Below are 17,108 nucleotides of genomic sequence, written 5' to 3' on the forward strand. Positions count from 1 at the left end.
CTCAAATAATCTCGTCTTCGTCGAACATGGGTGCGGCCAGAAGTTCGGCGTGCATCAACTCAACAGTGTCCTCGGCGGCCGCGGTCTGTTTGACCTGCGCGATGTGGTAGATCGCGTCGCCTTCGTTCACGACGGGCATGACAGCTCGGCCCACTATGATCCCGCTGCTTTCGGCGATGATCTCTGTCTCTTTTTCACCAAAGGGGTCAGAGATCATGCCCATGACATCGCCTTCGCTGACCATTTCGCCGCGCCGCTTGAAAGTCCGCATCAGTCCGCCCATCGGGGCACGTGTCCAAGCAGAGTTTAGCGACATCAACGGAGCAGTTTTCGCAGTTGGCACGCCCTTTTTCGCGATCATTCCAAGGTCGCGCATCACCCGCAGGATACCGGCGACGCCCGTACGCACGGCCATCTCGTCAAAGCGCAATCCTTCGCCCGCTTCGTACAGCAGAATGTCGACGCCGCGCTCTTTGGCGACGCCACGGAGCGATCCGTCCCGCAGTTTCGAGGTCATGATCACAGGCGCGCCAAAGCTTTTGGCCAAGTCCATCAGGCGATCATTGCCGGGCGAGATGCGGATTTGTGGCAGGTTGGTGCGGTGTACGGCCGCCGAATGCAGGTCGATGCCCAAATCCGCGCGCAAAACTACGTCGTTCAAGAAGATGTGGGCGAGACGGCTGGCCAGTGATCCAGTCGGATGCCCTGGAAAGCTGCGGTTCAGGTCGCGTCGGTCTGGCAGATATCGCGAGTGGCTGAGAAAGCCAAAGGAGTTCACGATCGGTACTACCAGCAGGGTGCCCGCCAAGCGATTCAGCGAGGGCACGCGCAAGAGTCGGCGCACGATTTCCACGCCGATCACCTCGTCTCCGTGAACGCCAGCGCTGACGAACATGGTCGGGCCCTCTTTGGCGCCATGAATCACATGGACCGATAGATTAACGGGGGTGTGGTCGGACTGAACCGTAACCGGAAGGTCGACCGTGGCCCGAAGGCCAGCCGGAATAGAGCATCCGGCAATTTCAAAAGGCTTGCGGCGGGTCATATCTGCAACTTTCTGACGTCATCCCTCTGTTTCACACGCAATCGCGAGGGTGAAGCCCTTTTCGACAGCCGTAGGATAGAGTACACCGCCCGCCGTACTGTAACGGAGGACCCAAATATGGGCTATAAGGTCGTCGTCGCCGGCGCCACAGGCAATGTGGGCCGCGAAATGCTGAACATTCTGGCGGAACGCCAGTTCCCCGTCGATGAGTTGGCAGCGCTGGCAAGCCGCCGCAGCCTCGGCACAGAAGTAAGCTTTGGCGACAAGACACTCACGACTCAGGATATCGAACAGTTCGATTTCTCGGGTTGGGATATCGCTCTGTTCGCCATCGGGTCGGATGCGACCAAAAAATACGCGCCGATCGCAGCAGCGGCTGGCTGTGTTGTCATCGATAACAGCTCGCTCTACCGCTACGATCCCGACGTGCCGCTCGTCGTTCCCGAAGTGAACCCCGAAGCCGTCGACAACTACGGCAAGAAGAACATCATCGCGAACCCCAACTGCTCGACCGCGCAGATGGTTGTCGCGCTGAAGCCTTTGCATGACCGCGCCAAGATCAAGCGCGTCGTCGTCAGCACCTACCAGTCGGTGTCGGGCAGCGGCAAAGAGGCGATTGACGAGCTGTGGGACCAGACCAAGGGCATGTATGTCCCCGGTCAGGAAAAAGAGCCTAAGGTGTACCCCAAGCAGATCGCCTTCAACGTGATCCCGCATATCGACGTGTTCCTCGATAGCGGCGACACCAAAGAAGAGTGGAAGATGGTCACCGAAACCAAGAAGATCGTGGATCCCTCGATCAAGGTGACTGCAACCTGCGTGCGCGTTCCTGTGTTCGTTGGCCACGCGGAGTCGATCAACATCGAATTCGAAGACTTCCTCGACGAAGACGAAGCTCGTGACATCCTGCGCGAAGCGCCCGGTATCATGGTCATCGACAAGCGCGAAGACGGTGGCTACGTCACCCCCGTAGAATGCGTTGGTGACTATGCGACCTTCATCAGCCGCATCCGTCAGGACGTGACCATCGAGAACGGCATCAACCTTTGGTGCGTTTCGGACAACCTGCGCAAGGGCGCTGCCCTGAACGCAGTCCAGATCGCCGAGACGCTGGGCAAGCGGGTCCTGAAAAAGGGCTGAAATCCGCTCAAATGCGACATGAAATTAGAGGCGTGCTCGGCAAGAGTGCGCCTTTTTTCATTGGCTTTTGCCATATGTAATTCTTCCTGAGGTTGTTTGGGGGTGCGACTTTCACGCATACTGTGGGGGATCTTTTCTTGTAGTTATGTTTGGAAAGCCCGATGCGCAGACTGTGTGTAGCAGCGTGCGGCGCGCTGACCCTATGGGTCTCGCCGTTGATGGCCGGTGAACGGGAATTTATCCAGTCGACCGGAAATGCCTACCAATACCGCAGCCATTATGAACTCAAATCGATTGTCTATGCCCCCAGCGTGACTGTGGCGGGAGGACGCTACGTGGTGGTGCCCGAAGGTATGTGCACCAACGACCGCGAGCGGATTCTGGACTGGGCCGCTAAGACGACTGGATACGGTGCTGTGGCCAGCCCAAAACTGCCCGATGGAGTAGAGCCCGACTGTAATATCCTGAACCCAAACCTGCGGGGCGGGTTTGCCGATGGTTTCGCGACACAAGAGGGGGCAGAGCGCACAGCTTTGGCCAGATGCGAGGCGACTCGGCTGGATGGGTACGAAAAATGTATCCTTGTGGCACGGGTTGCGGACGGTCGCTGAGCCACCGGAAAAATGGACTTAAGCCATGGCTTTGCAAAGATTTTCGCGCAGCTTTGCCAGAAAAATGCCCAATCACGCGCTGTAACAGACGCGTGAGCTGCCCCGTTTTGTAAGTTTTCCTCGGAACGTATTGCGCCCCGCTACGTTGGGTGTCCAGAACATGATCGAGAGGAATTAGTTATGACTTTCAAGACCTTCGTACTTACTTCGACTATTGCCCTTGTGCCCGCGATGGGCTTTGCTGAATCTGAAGTAGAACTGATTGAGGACACCGAAGGTTCGGTACAGTATCACGGTCCTGACTCGCCAATGGTCCCCGTTGTGAACGATGGTACCATGTACCCAGAAGCTCGTCACCTGACCGTCGCAGAGACTGTTTGCGAGAACGACAAAGCGGACATTATTGATTGGGCCGCTGAAACCGAAGGCTACGCTTCGCTGGCCGTACCGCAATTGCCTGCCGATGTACCGGATAACTGTGGCGTTCAAAACGCCGAAGTGGTGACCGGCACCGCGACCGATTTCCAGAGCTTTGAAGACTCGGACAAGGTGGCACTGGATATCTGTAACGCGGCCCTGCTCGAAGGCTACGGTGAGTGCTTCATCGTCGCCCGTGTGACGGACCAAGATAACGTCACCATGACCCAATAACGATTTCACGTGTCGTGAGTGCAGGCGCAGCTTCGGCTGCGCCTTTTTCTTTGGCCGCTTGTCCGTTGATCAAACGGCTTCTCTGTAGATCGCGGACATTTTGGGTGGCGCGCGTCACCGAAAGACGGGGTCACTATTCTTATCCATCCCTGAATCATCCTAAGGGCCAGCAAGTGCCGCCGCGCTGAACAGTCTAAAATAAGATGGACTCACCAAAGGATGGAGGCACGCCATGTTCACATTCGGACACCTGATTGCTGCACGTAAACTCGCTGCAGCTTCGGCGGATCACGTGGCAGAGCAGTCCGATGCACCCATCCGGAAAAAAGTCAGCCGCTCTGAAATAGAGCGGCTGTTCAAATCGGACCTTCAGGCAAAATCAGAGATAATGGCGCAGCGCGCTGCCCCCTAATGTGCCGCGATCAGACGGGTAGGAACTTGTCGTCTTTGGCTTCGTAGTATTCCAGCGACCCTTCGCCGATATCGGTCCATAGACCGTGAAGCGACAAAGTGCCGTTGTTCACAGCCTCTTCGATGAAGGGGAAGGTCATCAAGTTTTCCAGCGACACACAGACCGCTTTCTTTTCCAGCGCGCGAAGACGCTCTTGCTCACCTTCGACGTGTTCGATGGCGGCATAGCCGGGGCGCAAAATGTCCATCCAGCGACCGACAAAGCTGGTTTTTTCATCCAGCTCGGGCGCATGCCCACTGCACATGCTCATGCAGCCTGCAACACCCCCACAATTCGAGTGACCCAGCACGATCAGGTGCGCGACCTTGAGCGCGGTTACGGCGTACTCGACTGTGGCAGACGTACCGTGCTGCAGCCCGTCAGGCTCGTAGGGTGGTACGAGGTTTGCAATGTTTCTGTGAATAAAGAACTCACCAGTGTCCGCACCAAAGATGGAGGTCACGTGCACACGAGAATCACAGCAAGAAATTACCATCGCACGGGGGCGCTGGCCCTCGTCAGCGAGTCGGCGATACCACGCTTTGTTCTCGGTATAGGTGGTTGCGTGCCAGCCCTGATAGCGCTGAAGCAGGTAGGACGGCAGCGGCTTCGCGAACTTCATTCATCATCCTCCGAGGCATTTTGAGCAAAATTAGCGCTCTATATCCCAAATGGCGAGGGGATTTAAATATTTGTTCTTCCGCGAAATAACGGTTTTGCGCGTGAGAAAAGGCTCGCGCAGGGGATCAAAATGTAAACACAGCTTATACTAACGTTAACTGTGGGACACTAAGGTATACTCCTTCGTTTAAATGGTATGCGGGCGATTTACGCGGCCATTCTTTGATTTAATCTCGCACTCGTTGGGTATCGAGCGCACCACAACGATCACCTCTCAACAGGCAAAGCGGCCCAGACAGGTACCTCTCGTGAACACCTTGGGCTGACATATGCTTGGTTACAGTGACCTTTTGAATCAATCGCATTGGGTCGCGGTGACAGATTGGTCAGGGTCAGACGCTCTTTGGTCAACCGAGCTTCGCAATGAGGTGCACCTTTGGTGTGCGGCGGGGTGGATCAACGACTGCACGCTCGGGCGTTCGGTCAAACGAACGAACGGGCTTGGCTGTCAAGCTCAACTAAGTGGAGTAACAGGCCTATGATCGCTGAAGTTTCCGGGTCAAAACGCATCCTGATGATCGATGATCATCAACTTATCCTTGATGTGCTGATGCGCTATTTCAATGCGGCGCTCGATGCACAGGTCGACACCGCACCCGATCTGGACGCGGCGCTGGACCTGATTGACGAGCACGACTATGACCTGATCCTGCTGGACTACAATTTGCCAGGCATCTCTGGCCTGAGCGGTCTGTCGCAGGTTCTGGAGCGTTCGAACAACACACCCACCGCGCTGATCTCTTCGGACCTGCCCCGCGAGGCAATTTACGATGCGATGGCGATGGGTGCCAAAGGCTACATCCCAAAAACCAGCCGCGCCGAAGCGTTCGCCAACGCGATCCGGTTCCTGCTGATGGGCGAAACTTTCCTGCCCGCCGAGTTTTTTACCCGCAAGGCAGAGCCCAAGAAACCCCGCATCGAAAACCTGTCCTCGCGTGAGAGCGACGTTCTCTTGCTGGTCGCAGAGGGGCGCTCGAACAAGGACGTGGCCAACGAACTGGGCTTGAGCGAAACCACCGTAAAGATGCACCTGCGCTCGATTTACTCGAAAATCGGCGTGGATAACCGCACCCAAGCGGCGCTCTGGGCGAACCAGCGAAAGTTGTGATCCAGTCGGCCTTGCGGTCACCGCGCGGCACGCTAGGCTGCGCGGCAACACCGCAGTCAGGAGGCCGCAATGACATTGCAATTCGCGCAACAGTCCCCCGATGCTCTGCCACTTCATGTGGTCGGATCGGATGATCTGGATAGCTTTATCGAGACATTGACGCCCGCCCATGCCGCATGGGTTCGGGCGTCTGTTTTTTCTGGCGCGATCGGTCAGTCTTTGGTCCTGCCCGGCGAAGATGGCGCGCCCGCCGCTGCGTTGATCGGCTATGGGACAGAGACCGCGCGGGCGCGGGCCCGTTTCGTTTTGGCCGCAGCTGTGCCGTCTTTGCCAGCATTGACCTTTGCGCTCGCGGGGGGCGTTCCAGCAGACAAGCTAGAGCAGGAATGTCTGGGCTGGTTGCTGACGGCATATCGTTTTGACCGCTACAAATCGCAGGCTCCCGATGGCGCAGCGTTGGTCGCGCCCGAAGGTGTCGACGAAACCCGCGTCGAAATTCTGGCCAATGCCGAAGCCCTGACCCGCACCCTGATCAATACGCCAGCCGCGGATATGGGCCCCGCAGAGTTGGAGGCATCTGCGCGCGGGTTGGCAGATGCGCACGGAGCCTCGATCGACGTGACGGTTGGCGACGCGCTGCTGGAACAGAACTTTCCGATGATCCACGCGGTAGGCCGCGCCGCAGAGCAAGAGCCCCGCTTGATCGAAATGCGCTGGGGTGACGAAGGGCCAACGCTGACGCTGGTCGGTAAAGGCGTTTGCTTTGACACTGGCGGTCTGAACCTAAAGCCTGGCGGCTCTATGGGGCTGATGAAAAAGGATATGGGCGGCTCGGCCACTGTGCTGGGGCTGGCTCAGATCATCATGGCGTCCGGTTGGAAAGTCCGCCTGCGCGTTCTGATCCCTGCGGTGGAAAACAACGTGTCCGGCAACAGCTTCCGCCCCGGCGATATCCTGACCGCGCGCAACGGCCTGACGGTCGAAATCAACAATACAGACGCCGAGGGGCGTCTGGTGCTGGCCGATGCGCTGGCCTACGGGGCTGAGGAAAACCCTGATCTGATGCTGACGATGGCGACCCTGACAGGCGCGGCACGCGTGGCCGTTGGGCCTGATATTGCCCCGTTCTACACTGATGACGCCGCATTGGCGCAGGCCCTCATCTCCGCTGGTCCGCAGATGGCAGACCCCGTTTGGCAGATGCCCTTCCATGCGCCTTATGAGGCGATGATCGAGCCTGGTATCGCCGATCTGGATAATGCGCCTTCGGGCGGGTTCGCCGGATCAATCACCGCTGCACTGTTCCTCCGCCGCTTCGCAGGCGATGGACGCTACGCCCACTTCGACATCTATGGCTGGACACCTGTACCGCAACCTGCGCGGCCCAAGGGCGGCGTCCAACAGGGCGCGCGCGCCTTGTCTATGGCCTTGCCGCAGGTGCTGGGGCTGTGACCGATCGTCGACGCACCCCCGCCAATGGCCGCGTGGCACTGACCCATCTTCAAGGGATCGTTCAAGCCGAGCGCTTCGTTGATGGCACGGCTATGCAGATCGTAACCCCTGTTGCTGACGTTTGCTCTGCACCCGAGGGGCCTCGGGATCGGCAAGTGCTCTATGGGGCAGAAGTTCTAGTGATAGAGCCGCGGGACGGCTGGTCCTTTGTTCAGGCCAAGGAAGATGACTACGTGGGCTATGTCCGTAGTGATGCACTTGGGCCTCTGAGCGCCCATAATCAGGTCGTGAGTGTTCCTGCGACCCACGTTTATCCGCGTGCCGACCTGAAATCGCGCGAAATCATGGGACTGTCCCACGGCAGCCATCTGCGCATTGTCGGGGCCGAGGGCGATTTCTACGAGACCGTCGAGGGTTGGTTCGTGCCGCGCCAGCATCTGCGCGCGTTCAATGCGCCTATGCGCGATCCGGCGACGATTGCGCAGCTGTATTTTGGCGTTCCGTATCTGTGGGGCGGCAACAGCATCTGGGGCATCGACTGTTCGGGGCTGATCCAAGCGGCGTGCCGCGCTTGCGGGATCGACTGTCCGGGCGATAGCGATATGCAGGCTCTAGAACTCGGCGACGCGCTGCCGCAGGGGAGTGACTTGCAGCGGGGCGATCTGGTCTTTTGGAAGGGCCACGTGGCAATGATGGTGGATGAGCAGGTTCTTATCCATGCCAACGCACACACGATGTCTGTGGCCTACGAGCCGCTGGATGCCGCGATTTTCCGGATCGGCGCAGCGGGGGACGGTCCCGTCACCGCGATGCGCAGGATCACTCGACCGACCGGATAAGTTTGCGTTCCAGCACTCTGAGCACCGTGCGCAGATCCTGACCACGTTTCAGGATCTGCCCGTCGATCCCGATCACAGCATACATGCCTTGGCGATTTCTCAGTTTGGGACGTTTTTCGATACGATAGATCGGGTTTTCCGCTGTCCTGCGAAAGACAGAAAACACGGCGACATCGCGCAGCATCGACAGACCATAGTCGCGCCATTCACCGGCAGCCACCATGCGCCCGTACAGGGAAAGAATCACTGATAACTCGTGGCGGTCGAACGCGACGCGATCCATCCCGCTGCTTAGGTGAGGGGGCGTTTGTATATTCATTCTCTCAGACTTGCGCTTCGATCTTCGTAAATCAAGCAAATCGGAGTGTTTCGCCCTGAAAATGCCCTGATCCCGCCAAGCGGTTTCCACAAGCCATGGGCAATCTTGGTCCTAGCGATGCGCTAACCCGGTGCGGTGGTCCCTAGCCCCCACGAAGGTCCGTTGCACCGGGGTCCTCGCTTTTACTGACAGTACAGGTTCACGACGGTCCCGTTTGCATCGACAAAGATGTTCAGACGCTCGGGGCGGTAATCTTCGGTGTAAATGTCATTCACACCCAGAACGCGCACAGGGCCATCGTAGCTTGCAGCGTCAAACTCGGTGATGCTGTGACCCAACAGATGCTGCAGCTTTTCCGAACCGCAGGTGTCGGCGATGGCATTCGTCTCTTCCCACGGAGTGCTGACGCCCACGATCTCTTCGGCGACGTCCTTGGTTTGGGCGCAGGAGCTAAGAAAAGCGGCTGCGATCAAAATGGCTACGGTTCTCATCAGTTCGTCTCCAGTCTGTGGGCGCTCGTGGCAGCGGCACCCTTGCAGAACATTAATCAAGCTTTTGCCAATTTGAGAAGCAAAACTGACAGGAATTGTCACCTGAATGCCCGTGGGGTAATCACTTGATTGCCTTCTGGATGATCAGATGGTCAGGAAAACACTCCACTCAGGAGCTTCGCCGATGCTGATCCGCCCCGCGACATCCCAAGACGCCGACGCGATCTGGGCCATGCTGGAGCCCGTTTTCCGCGCCGGAGAGACTTATGCGATCCCGCCGGACATCTCGCGTGATGATGCGGTGGCATATTGGATGGGCGGCACGCACCGGGCTTGGGTGGCGGAGGCTGACATAGGGGTGATCGGTACAGCATATCTCTGCCCCAACCATCAGGGTAATGCGGACCACATCTGTAACGCAGGCTTTGTAACGGCTCCTGCGGCGCGAGGGCGTGGCGTGGCCCAAGGGCTGCTCAATCACGTGCTGGCAGAGGCGCGGGTCGCCGGTTTCGGCGCGATGCAGTTCAACTTTGTGGTCGCGACCAACACTGGGGCGATTGCTCTTTGGCAGCGCAATGGATTCGAGATCGTCGGCACCTTGACTCGCGCATTCCGGCATCCCTCTGCGGGTCTGGTGGATGCGCACATCATGTATCAGCTACTTTCATAGGCAAAAGCGAGCCGTTCGGGCGGTGTTGCGTCATTGTGCACTTGATTGGAGCGGGTACAGGACACAGCATCAAAGGATAGCCGCATTTTCAGAAAGCTTTTGCCATGCCCGATTTCGATTTGATCCTTTTTGATATGGATGACGTTCTGTGCCACTCGGATCGCAAGTACCGTGCGGCCCACTTGGCCAAGCTGACGAATACCTCGCCGGACCGTGTTTGGGCCGCGATTTGGGGGTCTGGCATTGATGCGGCGGCGGATGCGGGAATAATCAGCACCTCAACCTATCTACGCGAAGTGGCCTTGCAGCTAGGTGCCCCTTTTTCGGCGGAACAATGGCTCGAGGCGCGCAAGGCCTCAATGACGCCGAACCCGAGCGTTCTGTCTTTGGTCGAAGAGATCAAGAAGGATTACCAGATCGCGGTACTGACCAATAACTCGGAACTAGTCGGCGATAATATTGACTACCTGTTCCCAGAGTTGCGGCCTCTGTTTGGTGATCTGATTTTCCCGTCTTCGAAATTCGGCGCGGCCAAGCCCGATAAGGCGTGCTTCTTGAATTGCATGTCGCTGCTAGGCGTGGCGCCCCAAAAGGGATTTTTTGTGGACGACAAGGCAGAGAACGTCGCTGGAGCCGAACGCGCGGGAATGCGCGGTCATGTCTTCACCGGCCACGAGGGCCTGCAAGAGCGTCTGCAAACCGAAGGCATTCTAGAGGCTGTTCAGGTCCCGTAACGAGCGATAAACATGTCGACGGCGCCTTCAATCACGCGCTGCCTTTCCTCGGGCGTGATCTCGGTGCGTAGACCCAAAATCATTTGCAGCCACATATCTGATTTGCACATCTCGGCGAATTGGAAGCTGGCGAGCCGCTTGTCTGGAATGGATAACTCGCCCAAGGCCTCTGCCTGTTCGAAATACTCGGACAGGCGCGCAACCATCACCTCGGGGCCAGAGGAAAAGAAAGCTTCGCCCAACTCGGGAAAGCGGACGGACTCCGCGACGCAGATTCGGTACATCTGCAAGCCCATCTGGCTCGTGGTGAAATTCATGATCCGCTCTGCCACATAGGTCATGACCTTGCGGGCACCGGCATCCGCCGTGATCTCGACAGAAGTTTGATCTGCCTGTTCGGCGCATTCACAGCGGGCAACCTCCCTGAAAAGCAGGCGCTTGTCAGGGAAGTAGCTGTAGAGCGTAGCCTTGGAGACACCTGCGGCTTGCGCGATATCGTCGACGCTCGCCCCTTCGAACCCGTCGCGCATAAAGATTTGTCGGGCCCCTTCGAGCACCTGATCAAATTTGCGGCCTCTGCGGACTTCGGTGGCGACAGTCATGTAGACCTCCAAGCTAGGCGATCACAGTAAACCGCACGGTTCAGTTCAGCAAGAAGTCCGGTGCCTTTGTGGGCGCACACACGTGTTTGTGGAAACGGCGAAGCGGTGCGCGCAATTGGCGCTTGAATGCGAAAATGGAGATGTATAAATTTAGAATAATTCTAAAATTATGAGGCATCGATATGCGTTTTATCACTCAGCGCCGACGTTTCTCGGATTTATCAGAGCAAGAGGTTCTGGCTCTGGCCATCTCGTCCGAAGAGGATGATGCGCAGATTTACCGGACCTATGCTTCGCGCCTGCGTCATGACTATCCTGCCACGGCAGCCGTCTTTGACGGCATGGCCGAAGAAGAGGACGGCCACCGCGGGCAACTGATTACGTTGCACCGCGAGCGGTTCGGCGAAACAATCCCATTGATCCGCCGCGAGCATGTGGCGGGGTACTATGCCCGCCGCCCCATTTGGCTGGTAGAAAATCTTGGGTTGGACCGTATCCGCGAAGAGGCCGAAGGCATGGAGCGCGAGGCCGAGCGGTTCTATACTATGGCCGCGCAACGCACTTCTGACGCAGCCACACGGGACTTGTTGGGCCGATTGGCGCAGGCGGAGGCGGGGCACCAGACCACCGCATCGGAGTTGGAAAAGGCGCATCTCAGCGGCGCAGAGAAAGAGGACGAGAACGCCTCGGCCCATCGTCAGTTCGTGCTGACCTACGTGCAGCCCGGGTTGGCGGGTTTGATGGACGGTTCCGTTAGCACGCTGGCTCCGATCTTTGCGACTGCCTTTGCGACCCAAGACACGCATACCACTTTTCTGGTCGGTTTGGCCGCAAGTGTGGGCGCGGGCATCAGCATGGGCTTTACCGAAGCGGCCTCTGACGATGGCGAGCTGTCGGGGCGTGGATCACCAGCCAAGCGCGGCTTTGCATCGGGGATCATGACGGCCGTAGGGGGGCTGGGGCACGCGCTACCCTACCTGATCCCGCATTTCTGGACTGCGACGATCACCGCGTTCTTTGTGGTGTTCATCGAGCTTTGGGCCATCGTTTGGATCCAGAACCGCTACATGGATACGCCCTTCATGCGGGCCACATTCCAAGTCGTTCTTGGCGGGGCACTGGTCTTTGCGGCTGGTGTTTTGATCGGCGGGGGCTGATGCAGGGCTGCCGCGCCCTCCCGTATAATGGAAATTGCAGAAACGCGTCGTTGCCTTAGGCAGCGGCGCTCTCTATCGCTTTGGGTATGATCGAGATTTTCTTTAGAACATTACCCTTCTTTGCGATGATCGGCCTTGGCTACGGCGCAGCGCGTACCCGCTTTTTCAGCGAGGAAGCCACCGCAGCCATCACCAAGTTTGTGTTCTACTTTGCCCTCTCGGCCATGCTGTTCCGGTTCTCGGCAGATCTCAGCATGTCAGAGGTCTTTGACGGTCCGTTCATCCTTGCCTACCTGAGCGCGACTGGGTTGATCTATGTGGTTGCGATGGGGTTTGCGATCTTTCGTGGCAGGCCTGTTGACGAGTCCGCCGTTGAGGCACAGTGCGCAGTGATCGGCAATACGGGCTTTCTGGGCATCCCGATGTTGACCATGCTGATGGGCCCGCAAGCCATTGGCCCTGTGATGATGGTGCTGGCCATCGACTTGATCGTGTTCTCGAGCCTGATCGTCATTCTGATTACCGGATCGCGCGACGGACGGATGAGGCTGAGCGTGCTGAAAACCGTCGCTGTTGGCCTGATCAAGAACCCAATGATCGTCTCGATTGCCTTGGGGCTGCTTTGGTCTACGGCGTCATTGCCGACGCCCGCGCCGCTGATGGACTTTGTCTCGATCCTCGGGGCCGCGGCCACGCCCGGGGCGCTGTTTGCAATCGGGGCTTCTCTGGCCGGAAAATCAGCCGAGCGGATTGAGATCGCGGGCTGGCTGTCCTTTTGCAAGCTGATCCTGCACCCTGCCGCTGTCGCCTATGCGGCGCTCGTGTTGTTCCACGTGGAACCGTTTGCGGCCAGTGTGATGATTGCAGCGGCGTCCTTGCCAGTGGCTGGAAACGTCTACATGTTGGCGGTGCATTACGGGGTGGCGGCACAGCGTGTTTCGACCTCGATTTTGATTTCAACGACGCTCAGCATCGCTACAGTGTCGGCAGTGATCGCGTGGGTGTCTGTGTTCTGACGCTACCCTAAGGGCGGAAAGAAAAAGGAAGATTTCATGGAAACGATTTCGGAAAACCGGTGCTTTGGCGGCGTGCAAGGGGTCTATTCCCACGATAGCGCGGTGACTGGCGGCAAGATGACATTCGGTCTGTTCCTGCCCGAAGAGGCAGAGCATGGCAGCGTGCCGCTTCTGTGGTACCTGTCGGGTCTGACTTGCACCCATGAAAATGCCATGACCAAAGCGGGCGCGCAGGCTTGGGCCGCTGAACACGGGATCGCTCTGTGTTTCCCCGACACTTCGCCCCGCGGCGAAGGTGTGGCGAATGATGACGCCTATGATCTGGGGCAGGGCGCGGGGTTCTATGTGAACGCGACCCAAGACCCTTGGAAGCCGCATTTCCAGATGTGGGACTACATTGCCGAAGAACTGCCGCGCGTCGTGGACCACAACTTTGCCGTCGATCCCGACCGCCAGTCGATCACGGGCCATTCTATGGGCGGCCACGGTGCCCTGACGCTCGCGATGTCCTTGCCCGGCCGTTACGCGTCTGTTTCGGCGTTCTCGCCTATCGCGAACCCGACCCAAAGCGACTGGGGCCGCAAACAGCTAGGAGCCTATTTGGGGTCCGATGAAGAGGCGTGGAAGGCACATGACTCCAGCCTGCTGATGCTGGATCGTGGCTTTGACGGCTCTGTGCTGGTTGATCAGGGCGCCAGCGACCAATTTCTTGAGCTCTTGAAACCCGAAGCTCTTGCGCACGCCATGGCGGCGCGCCGTCAGGATGGCGCATTCCGCATGCAAAAGGGCTATGACCACAGCTATTTCTTCGTCTCGACCTTTATGGAAGAGCACGTGGCCTTCCACGCAGAGGCGCTTTACGCCCTATGATCTACGTGGACGCGGACGCCTGTCCGGTGAAAGACGAAGTCGAGCGCATTGCCACGCGGCACAAGACCGAGGTGGCAATGGTCTGCAACGGGGGGCTCCGCCCCTCGCAAAACCCACTGATCCAACTCGTCATCGTGCCCGAGGGGCCAGACGTCGCGGATATGTGGATTGCAGATCGGGCGCAGACGGGCGACGTGGTCATCACAAATGATATCCCGTTGGCGGCGAAATGCGTGCCTGCGGGGGCGATCGTCATCAAGCCCAACGGCGAATTTCTGACGGCTGCGAATGTGGGCAATGCGCTGGCAACCCGCGATCTTATGACCGACCTGCGCGCCGCCGACCCGTTCCGACAAGGGGGCGGCAAAGGGTTCACCAAGGCAGACCGATCCCGCTTTCTGAATGCACTGGAAGACGCGCTGCGCCGCGTGAAACGCAAAGGATAATCCATGACCCCCGAAGCTGTGGTTTTCGACATCGGCAACGTCTTGATCGAATGGCAACCAGAGCGCCACTTCGACAAGGTGATCGGAGAGGAACGTCGTAAAGAACTGTTCGCCGCCGTGGATCTGCACGCAATGAACGATCAGGTAGACCGGGGCGCAAACTTTCACGAATTGCTGGCCTCTATGGCGGATCAGCACCCTGAATGGCGCGAAGAATTGGGTATCTGGCACGACCAGTGGATCGAGATGGCCAGCCCCGAAATCCCACACTCCGTCCGACTTCTGCGCGCATTGCGAGCCAAAGGTGTGCCTGTATTCGCGCTGACCAATTTCGGTGTTCAGACGTTTGAAATCGCCGAGCCCGTCTACCCGTTCCTGACGGAATTCGACAAACGCTACATCTCGGGCCACATGCAGGTGATCAAGCCCGAGGCCCGCATCTACGAAATGGTTGAAGATGACTGCGGTGTTGCGCCTGCCGGTTTGCTGTTCGCAGACGACCGCACGGATAACATTGAGATGGCGGCGTCGCGCGGGTGGCAAACGCACTTGTTCACCGGCCCCCAAGGCTGGGCCGACTGTCTGGTGGCCAAGGGCCTTTTGACCGAGGAAGAAGCTGTATGACACCTGCCATCGTTCCGTTCGAAGCCGACGCCTATCTGGACTGGGTCGCCCTGACCGACGCTATGTGGCAGGCGCACAGCCTGCCAAAGGCACAGATTTCGGACAGCTTCCTGTATCGGGGCGATGACACTCTGCTGCTGCGCTCCGCGTGGATCAATGGACTGGGATTGGCGGTCAAGGCCGCGACGGTGTTCCCCGAAAACCCAGCCTCTGACTTGCCCCGCGTAAATGGCGGCGTGTCGCTGTTCGGCGATGATCATGGTCTGCTCGAGGCCGTGGTGGACTTCCATCTGGTGACCAAGTGGAAAACTGCGGGCGACAGCCTGCTGGCCGCCCGCCGTCTGGCGCGGCCCGACAGCCGGAACATCCTGATCATCGGGGCAGGGACTGTAGGCACGAACATGATTGACGCCTATGCCAGCGCCTTCCCCGACGCTGAATTCACCGTCTGGAACCGCACCACGGCCCGTGCCACTGAAATGGCCGCCGGTATTCCGGGCCTGCAAGTCGCGACCGACTTGCCCGAAGCGGTTGCAGAGGCCGACATCATCTGCTGTGCCACCATGAGCACAGAGCCGGTGCTAAAGGGCGCATGGCTGCAACCTGGCCAGCACGTGGACCTGATCGGCGCCTACCGCCCCGACATGCGCGAGGCTGATACCGAGGCCCTGACGCGGGCGCGGCTGTTCGTGGACAGCCGTGATACGGCGATCGACCACATTGGCGAGTTGAAGCTGCCCATCGCTGCGGAGGAAATCACGCCTGACCATGTGATCGCGGACTTCTACGATGGCGATGCCTTTGCCCGTCAAACGCCCGAAGAGATCACCATCTGCAAGAACGGCGGCGGCGCGCATTTGGACCTAATGGTCAGCCGTTACATTCTGGACGCGTGGCGCGCAGCACAATGACAAAGGGGCCCGAAGGCCCCTGATGTTACGCTGCCAGCTGAATGCGCTTTTCTTTGATGGGCAAGTGCACTAGCGCCGAGAAAGCGCCAACCCCAACACCGACCCACCAAACCGCCGTGTAGTCTCCGGTGATGTCGTACATCTTGCCCCCCAGCCAAACGCCCATGAAGCTGCCAAGCTGATGGCTGAAGAATACGATCCCATATAGCGTGCCCATGTAGCGCAGCCCGTAGAGGTGCGCGACCAGTCCAGAGGTCAGCGGCACGGTCGCCAGCCAGAGCGAGCCCATCACAAGTGAGAACAGGATCACCGTCGCAGGCGTCATCGGGAACATGATGAACGCAGCAGCCACGATGGTCCGCATCGCATAAACCCCTGCCAGCAAGTACTTCTTGGAATAGCGCTTGCCCAGATATCCGGCCAAGAGCGTCCCCGCGATATTCGCCAGACCGATCAGGCTGATCGACACCGCCCCAAGGGCGGAGGTCGTCTCGATCCCCAGCGAACTCAAGACGCCGCCTGCCGCGATAGGGCTGCACACCTCGGTCACAAAGGCCGGAAAGTGCGCGGTGACAAAAGCCAGCTGATATCCGCAGCTAAAGAACCCAAGGAAAATCATGGTGTAGCTTGGGTCGCGGAACGCACGGCCAAGGATTTGGCCCATGCTTTCTTCTAGCTCTTTTTTAGAAGCTGGCGGTTCGACCCGCATCATCGGCAAAACCATGAGTACCGCAAGGATCGACACCGCGAACAGCAAGAAGACCTGCTGCCACGTCATGAACCCCAGCAACCACTCAGCCAGTGGTGCGCCAAAGACTTGGCCCGCGCTGCCCGCAGCTGTCGCAATCGCCAAAGCCATAGAGCGGTTTTCGTCACTCGCCGCGCGCCCAACCACAGCGAGGATCACGCCAAAGCCAGTACCTGCCACGCCGAAGCCGACCAAAATCTCCAAGAACTGGTGTGCGGCGGGCGTGACCGCAAAGCTGGAGGCCACAAGGCCCGCTGCATACATCACGGCACCCAAGATGATCGCCTTGCGATCCCCTAGCCGTTCCGCGAAGGCCCCGAATAAGGGCTGTCCAATACCCCAAGCCAAGTTCTGGATCGCGATTGCCAAACTGAAGTCCGCACGCACCCAGCCAAACTCTTCGGCGATGGGGATCTGGAACACCCCAAAGCTGGCACGAATTGCAAATCCGACCATGATCACCAGACAGCCCGCAATCAATACAGGTGTCACCAAAGGGCTGCTGCGTTCCATTCCGCGCTCCTGTTTTTCGACCGCCCGAC

General features: G+C 58.5%; 21 protein-coding genes. 15 read left to right on the plus strand and 6 right to left on the minus strand.

The genetic code is table 11. From position 1 onward, the window contains the following. Position 1: 1 nt before the first annotated feature. The gene (locus tag BM225_RS05595; RefSeq protein WP_072708463.1) at positions 2-1,045 is read right to left on the minus strand and encodes a succinylglutamate desuccinylase/aspartoacylase family protein; all 1,044 of its coding nucleotides are present in this window, start codon (positions 1,043-1,045) and stop codon (positions 2-4) included. 117 nt (positions 1,046-1,162) lie between these two features. On the opposite strand from BM225_RS05595, the gene BM225_RS05600 reads away from it, so the two are divergent. The 4 genes from BM225_RS05600 to BM225_RS05615 all read left to right on the plus strand — a co-directional run bounded on the left by BM225_RS05600 (position 1,163) and on the right by BM225_RS05615 (position 3,859). Next, positions 1,163-2,185, plus strand: coding sequence for an aspartate-semialdehyde dehydrogenase (locus BM225_RS05600; RefSeq protein ID WP_072708461.1), 1,023 nt, complete (start codon positions 1,163-1,165; stop codon positions 2,183-2,185). A 161-nt stretch (positions 2,186-2,346) separates the two neighbouring features. Next, entirely contained in the window at positions 2,347-2,796 is a 450-nt protein-coding gene (locus tag BM225_RS05605; protein WP_072708458.1) for a hypothetical protein, read from the plus strand. Positions 2,797-2,976: 180 nt separating this feature from the next. Next, entirely contained in the window at positions 2,977-3,447 is a 471-nt protein-coding gene (locus BM225_RS05610) for a hypothetical protein (RefSeq protein WP_072708456.1), read from the plus strand. A 232-nt stretch (positions 3,448-3,679) separates the two neighbouring features. Further along, the gene (locus BM225_RS05615; RefSeq protein WP_072708454.1) at positions 3,680-3,859 is read left to right on the plus strand and encodes a hypothetical protein; all 180 of its coding nucleotides are present in this window, start codon (positions 3,680-3,682) and stop codon (positions 3,857-3,859) included. 10 nt (positions 3,860-3,869) lie between these two features. Here BM225_RS05615 and BM225_RS05620 read toward each other — a convergent pair whose 3' ends face one another. Further along, positions 3,870-4,520: a carbonic anhydrase gene (locus BM225_RS05620; RefSeq protein WP_072708452.1), complete on the minus strand. Its 651-nt coding sequence runs from the start codon at positions 4,518-4,520 to the stop codon at positions 3,870-3,872. A gap of 537 nt (positions 4,521-5,057) precedes the next feature. Between BM225_RS05620 and BM225_RS05625 the strand changes: the two genes are divergently transcribed. The 3 genes from BM225_RS05625 to BM225_RS05635 all read left to right on the plus strand — a co-directional run bounded on the left by BM225_RS05625 (position 5,058) and on the right by BM225_RS05635 (position 7,978). Next, the gene (locus BM225_RS05625) at positions 5,058-5,687 is read left to right on the plus strand and encodes a response regulator transcription factor (RefSeq protein ID WP_072708450.1); all 630 of its coding nucleotides are present in this window, start codon (positions 5,058-5,060) and stop codon (positions 5,685-5,687) included. 69 nt (positions 5,688-5,756) lie between these two features. After that, a complete protein-coding gene (locus tag BM225_RS05630) occupies positions 5,757-7,139 on the plus strand; it encodes a leucyl aminopeptidase family protein (RefSeq protein WP_072708449.1) in 1,383 nt (460 codons plus the stop codon). Further along, positions 7,136-7,978, plus strand: a complete 843-nt coding sequence (locus BM225_RS05635; protein WP_072708447.1) for a C40 family peptidase — start codon at positions 7,136-7,138, stop codon at positions 7,976-7,978. The genes BM225_RS05630 and BM225_RS05635 overlap by 4 nt, the downstream gene beginning before the upstream one ends. Here BM225_RS05635 and BM225_RS05640 read toward each other — a convergent pair. Continuing rightward, a complete protein-coding gene (locus tag BM225_RS05640; protein ID WP_072708445.1) occupies positions 7,959-8,297 on the minus strand; it encodes a DUF2794 domain-containing protein in 339 nt (112 codons plus the stop codon). The genes BM225_RS05635 and BM225_RS05640 overlap by 20 nt on opposite strands. Before the next feature lie 182 nt (positions 8,298-8,479). Continuing rightward, complete coding sequence (locus tag BM225_RS05645; RefSeq protein WP_083595751.1) at positions 8,480-8,788, minus strand: I78 family peptidase inhibitor; 309 nt, start codon at positions 8,786-8,788, stop codon at positions 8,480-8,482. A gap of 184 nt (positions 8,789-8,972) precedes the next feature. Here BM225_RS05645 and BM225_RS05650 point away from each other — a divergent pair, with 184 nt between their 5' ends. Then, complete coding sequence (locus BM225_RS05650) at positions 8,973-9,458, plus strand: GNAT family N-acetyltransferase (protein ID WP_072708443.1); 486 nt, start codon at positions 8,973-8,975, stop codon at positions 9,456-9,458. A gap of 104 nt (positions 9,459-9,562) precedes the next feature. Continuing rightward, the gene (locus tag BM225_RS05655) at positions 9,563-10,192 is read left to right on the plus strand and encodes an HAD family hydrolase (RefSeq protein ID WP_072708441.1); all 630 of its coding nucleotides are present in this window, start codon (positions 9,563-9,565) and stop codon (positions 10,190-10,192) included. On the opposite strand, the gene BM225_RS05660 is transcribed toward BM225_RS05655, so the two are convergent. Further along, positions 10,180-10,794, minus strand: a complete 615-nt coding sequence (locus BM225_RS05660) for a TetR/AcrR family transcriptional regulator (protein ID WP_072708439.1) — start codon at positions 10,792-10,794, stop codon at positions 10,180-10,182. The two genes, BM225_RS05655 and BM225_RS05660, sit on opposite strands and share 13 nt — an antisense overlap. A gap of 182 nt (positions 10,795-10,976) precedes the next feature. Here BM225_RS05660 and mbfA point away from each other — a divergent pair, with 182 nt between their 5' ends. The 6 genes from mbfA (at position 10,977) to BM225_RS05690 (ending at position 15,818) form a co-directional block, all read left to right on the plus strand. Beyond that, entirely contained in the window at positions 10,977-11,951 is a 975-nt protein-coding gene (mbfA, locus tag BM225_RS05665; protein ID WP_072708438.1) for an iron exporter MbfA, read from the plus strand. Between the two features lie 86 nt (positions 11,952-12,037). Beyond that, the gene (locus tag BM225_RS05670; RefSeq protein WP_072708436.1) at positions 12,038-12,967 is read left to right on the plus strand and encodes an AEC family transporter; all 930 of its coding nucleotides are present in this window, start codon (positions 12,038-12,040) and stop codon (positions 12,965-12,967) included. Between the two features lie 36 nt (positions 12,968-13,003). Further along, entirely contained in the window at positions 13,004-13,837 is an 834-nt protein-coding gene (fghA, locus tag BM225_RS05675) for an S-formylglutathione hydrolase (protein ID WP_072708434.1), read from the plus strand. Continuing rightward, a complete protein-coding gene (locus tag BM225_RS05680) occupies positions 13,834-14,283 on the plus strand; it encodes a YaiI/YqxD family protein (protein ID WP_072708432.1) in 450 nt (149 codons plus the stop codon). The genes fghA and BM225_RS05680 overlap by 4 nt, the downstream gene beginning before the upstream one ends. A 3-nt stretch (positions 14,284-14,286) precedes the next feature. Then, the gene (locus BM225_RS05685; RefSeq protein ID WP_072708430.1) at positions 14,287-14,907 is read left to right on the plus strand and encodes an HAD family hydrolase; all 621 of its coding nucleotides are present in this window, start codon (positions 14,287-14,289) and stop codon (positions 14,905-14,907) included. Next, positions 14,904-15,818, plus strand: a complete 915-nt coding sequence (locus tag BM225_RS05690) for an ornithine cyclodeaminase family protein (protein ID WP_072708428.1) — start codon at positions 14,904-14,906, stop codon at positions 15,816-15,818. The genes BM225_RS05685 and BM225_RS05690 overlap by 4 nt, the downstream gene beginning before the upstream one ends. Before the next feature lie 25 nt (positions 15,819-15,843). On the opposite strand, the gene BM225_RS05695 is transcribed toward BM225_RS05690, so the two are convergent. After that, the gene (locus BM225_RS05695) at positions 15,844-17,079 is read right to left on the minus strand and encodes an MFS transporter (protein ID WP_072708426.1); all 1,236 of its coding nucleotides are present in this window, start codon (positions 17,077-17,079) and stop codon (positions 15,844-15,846) included. Between the last annotated feature and the right edge of the window lie 29 nt (positions 17,080-17,108).

The organism is Donghicola eburneus (genome assembly GCF_900115865.1).
Taxonomy (GTDB): Bacteria; Pseudomonadota; Alphaproteobacteria; order Rhodobacterales; family Rhodobacteraceae; genus Donghicola; species Donghicola eburneus.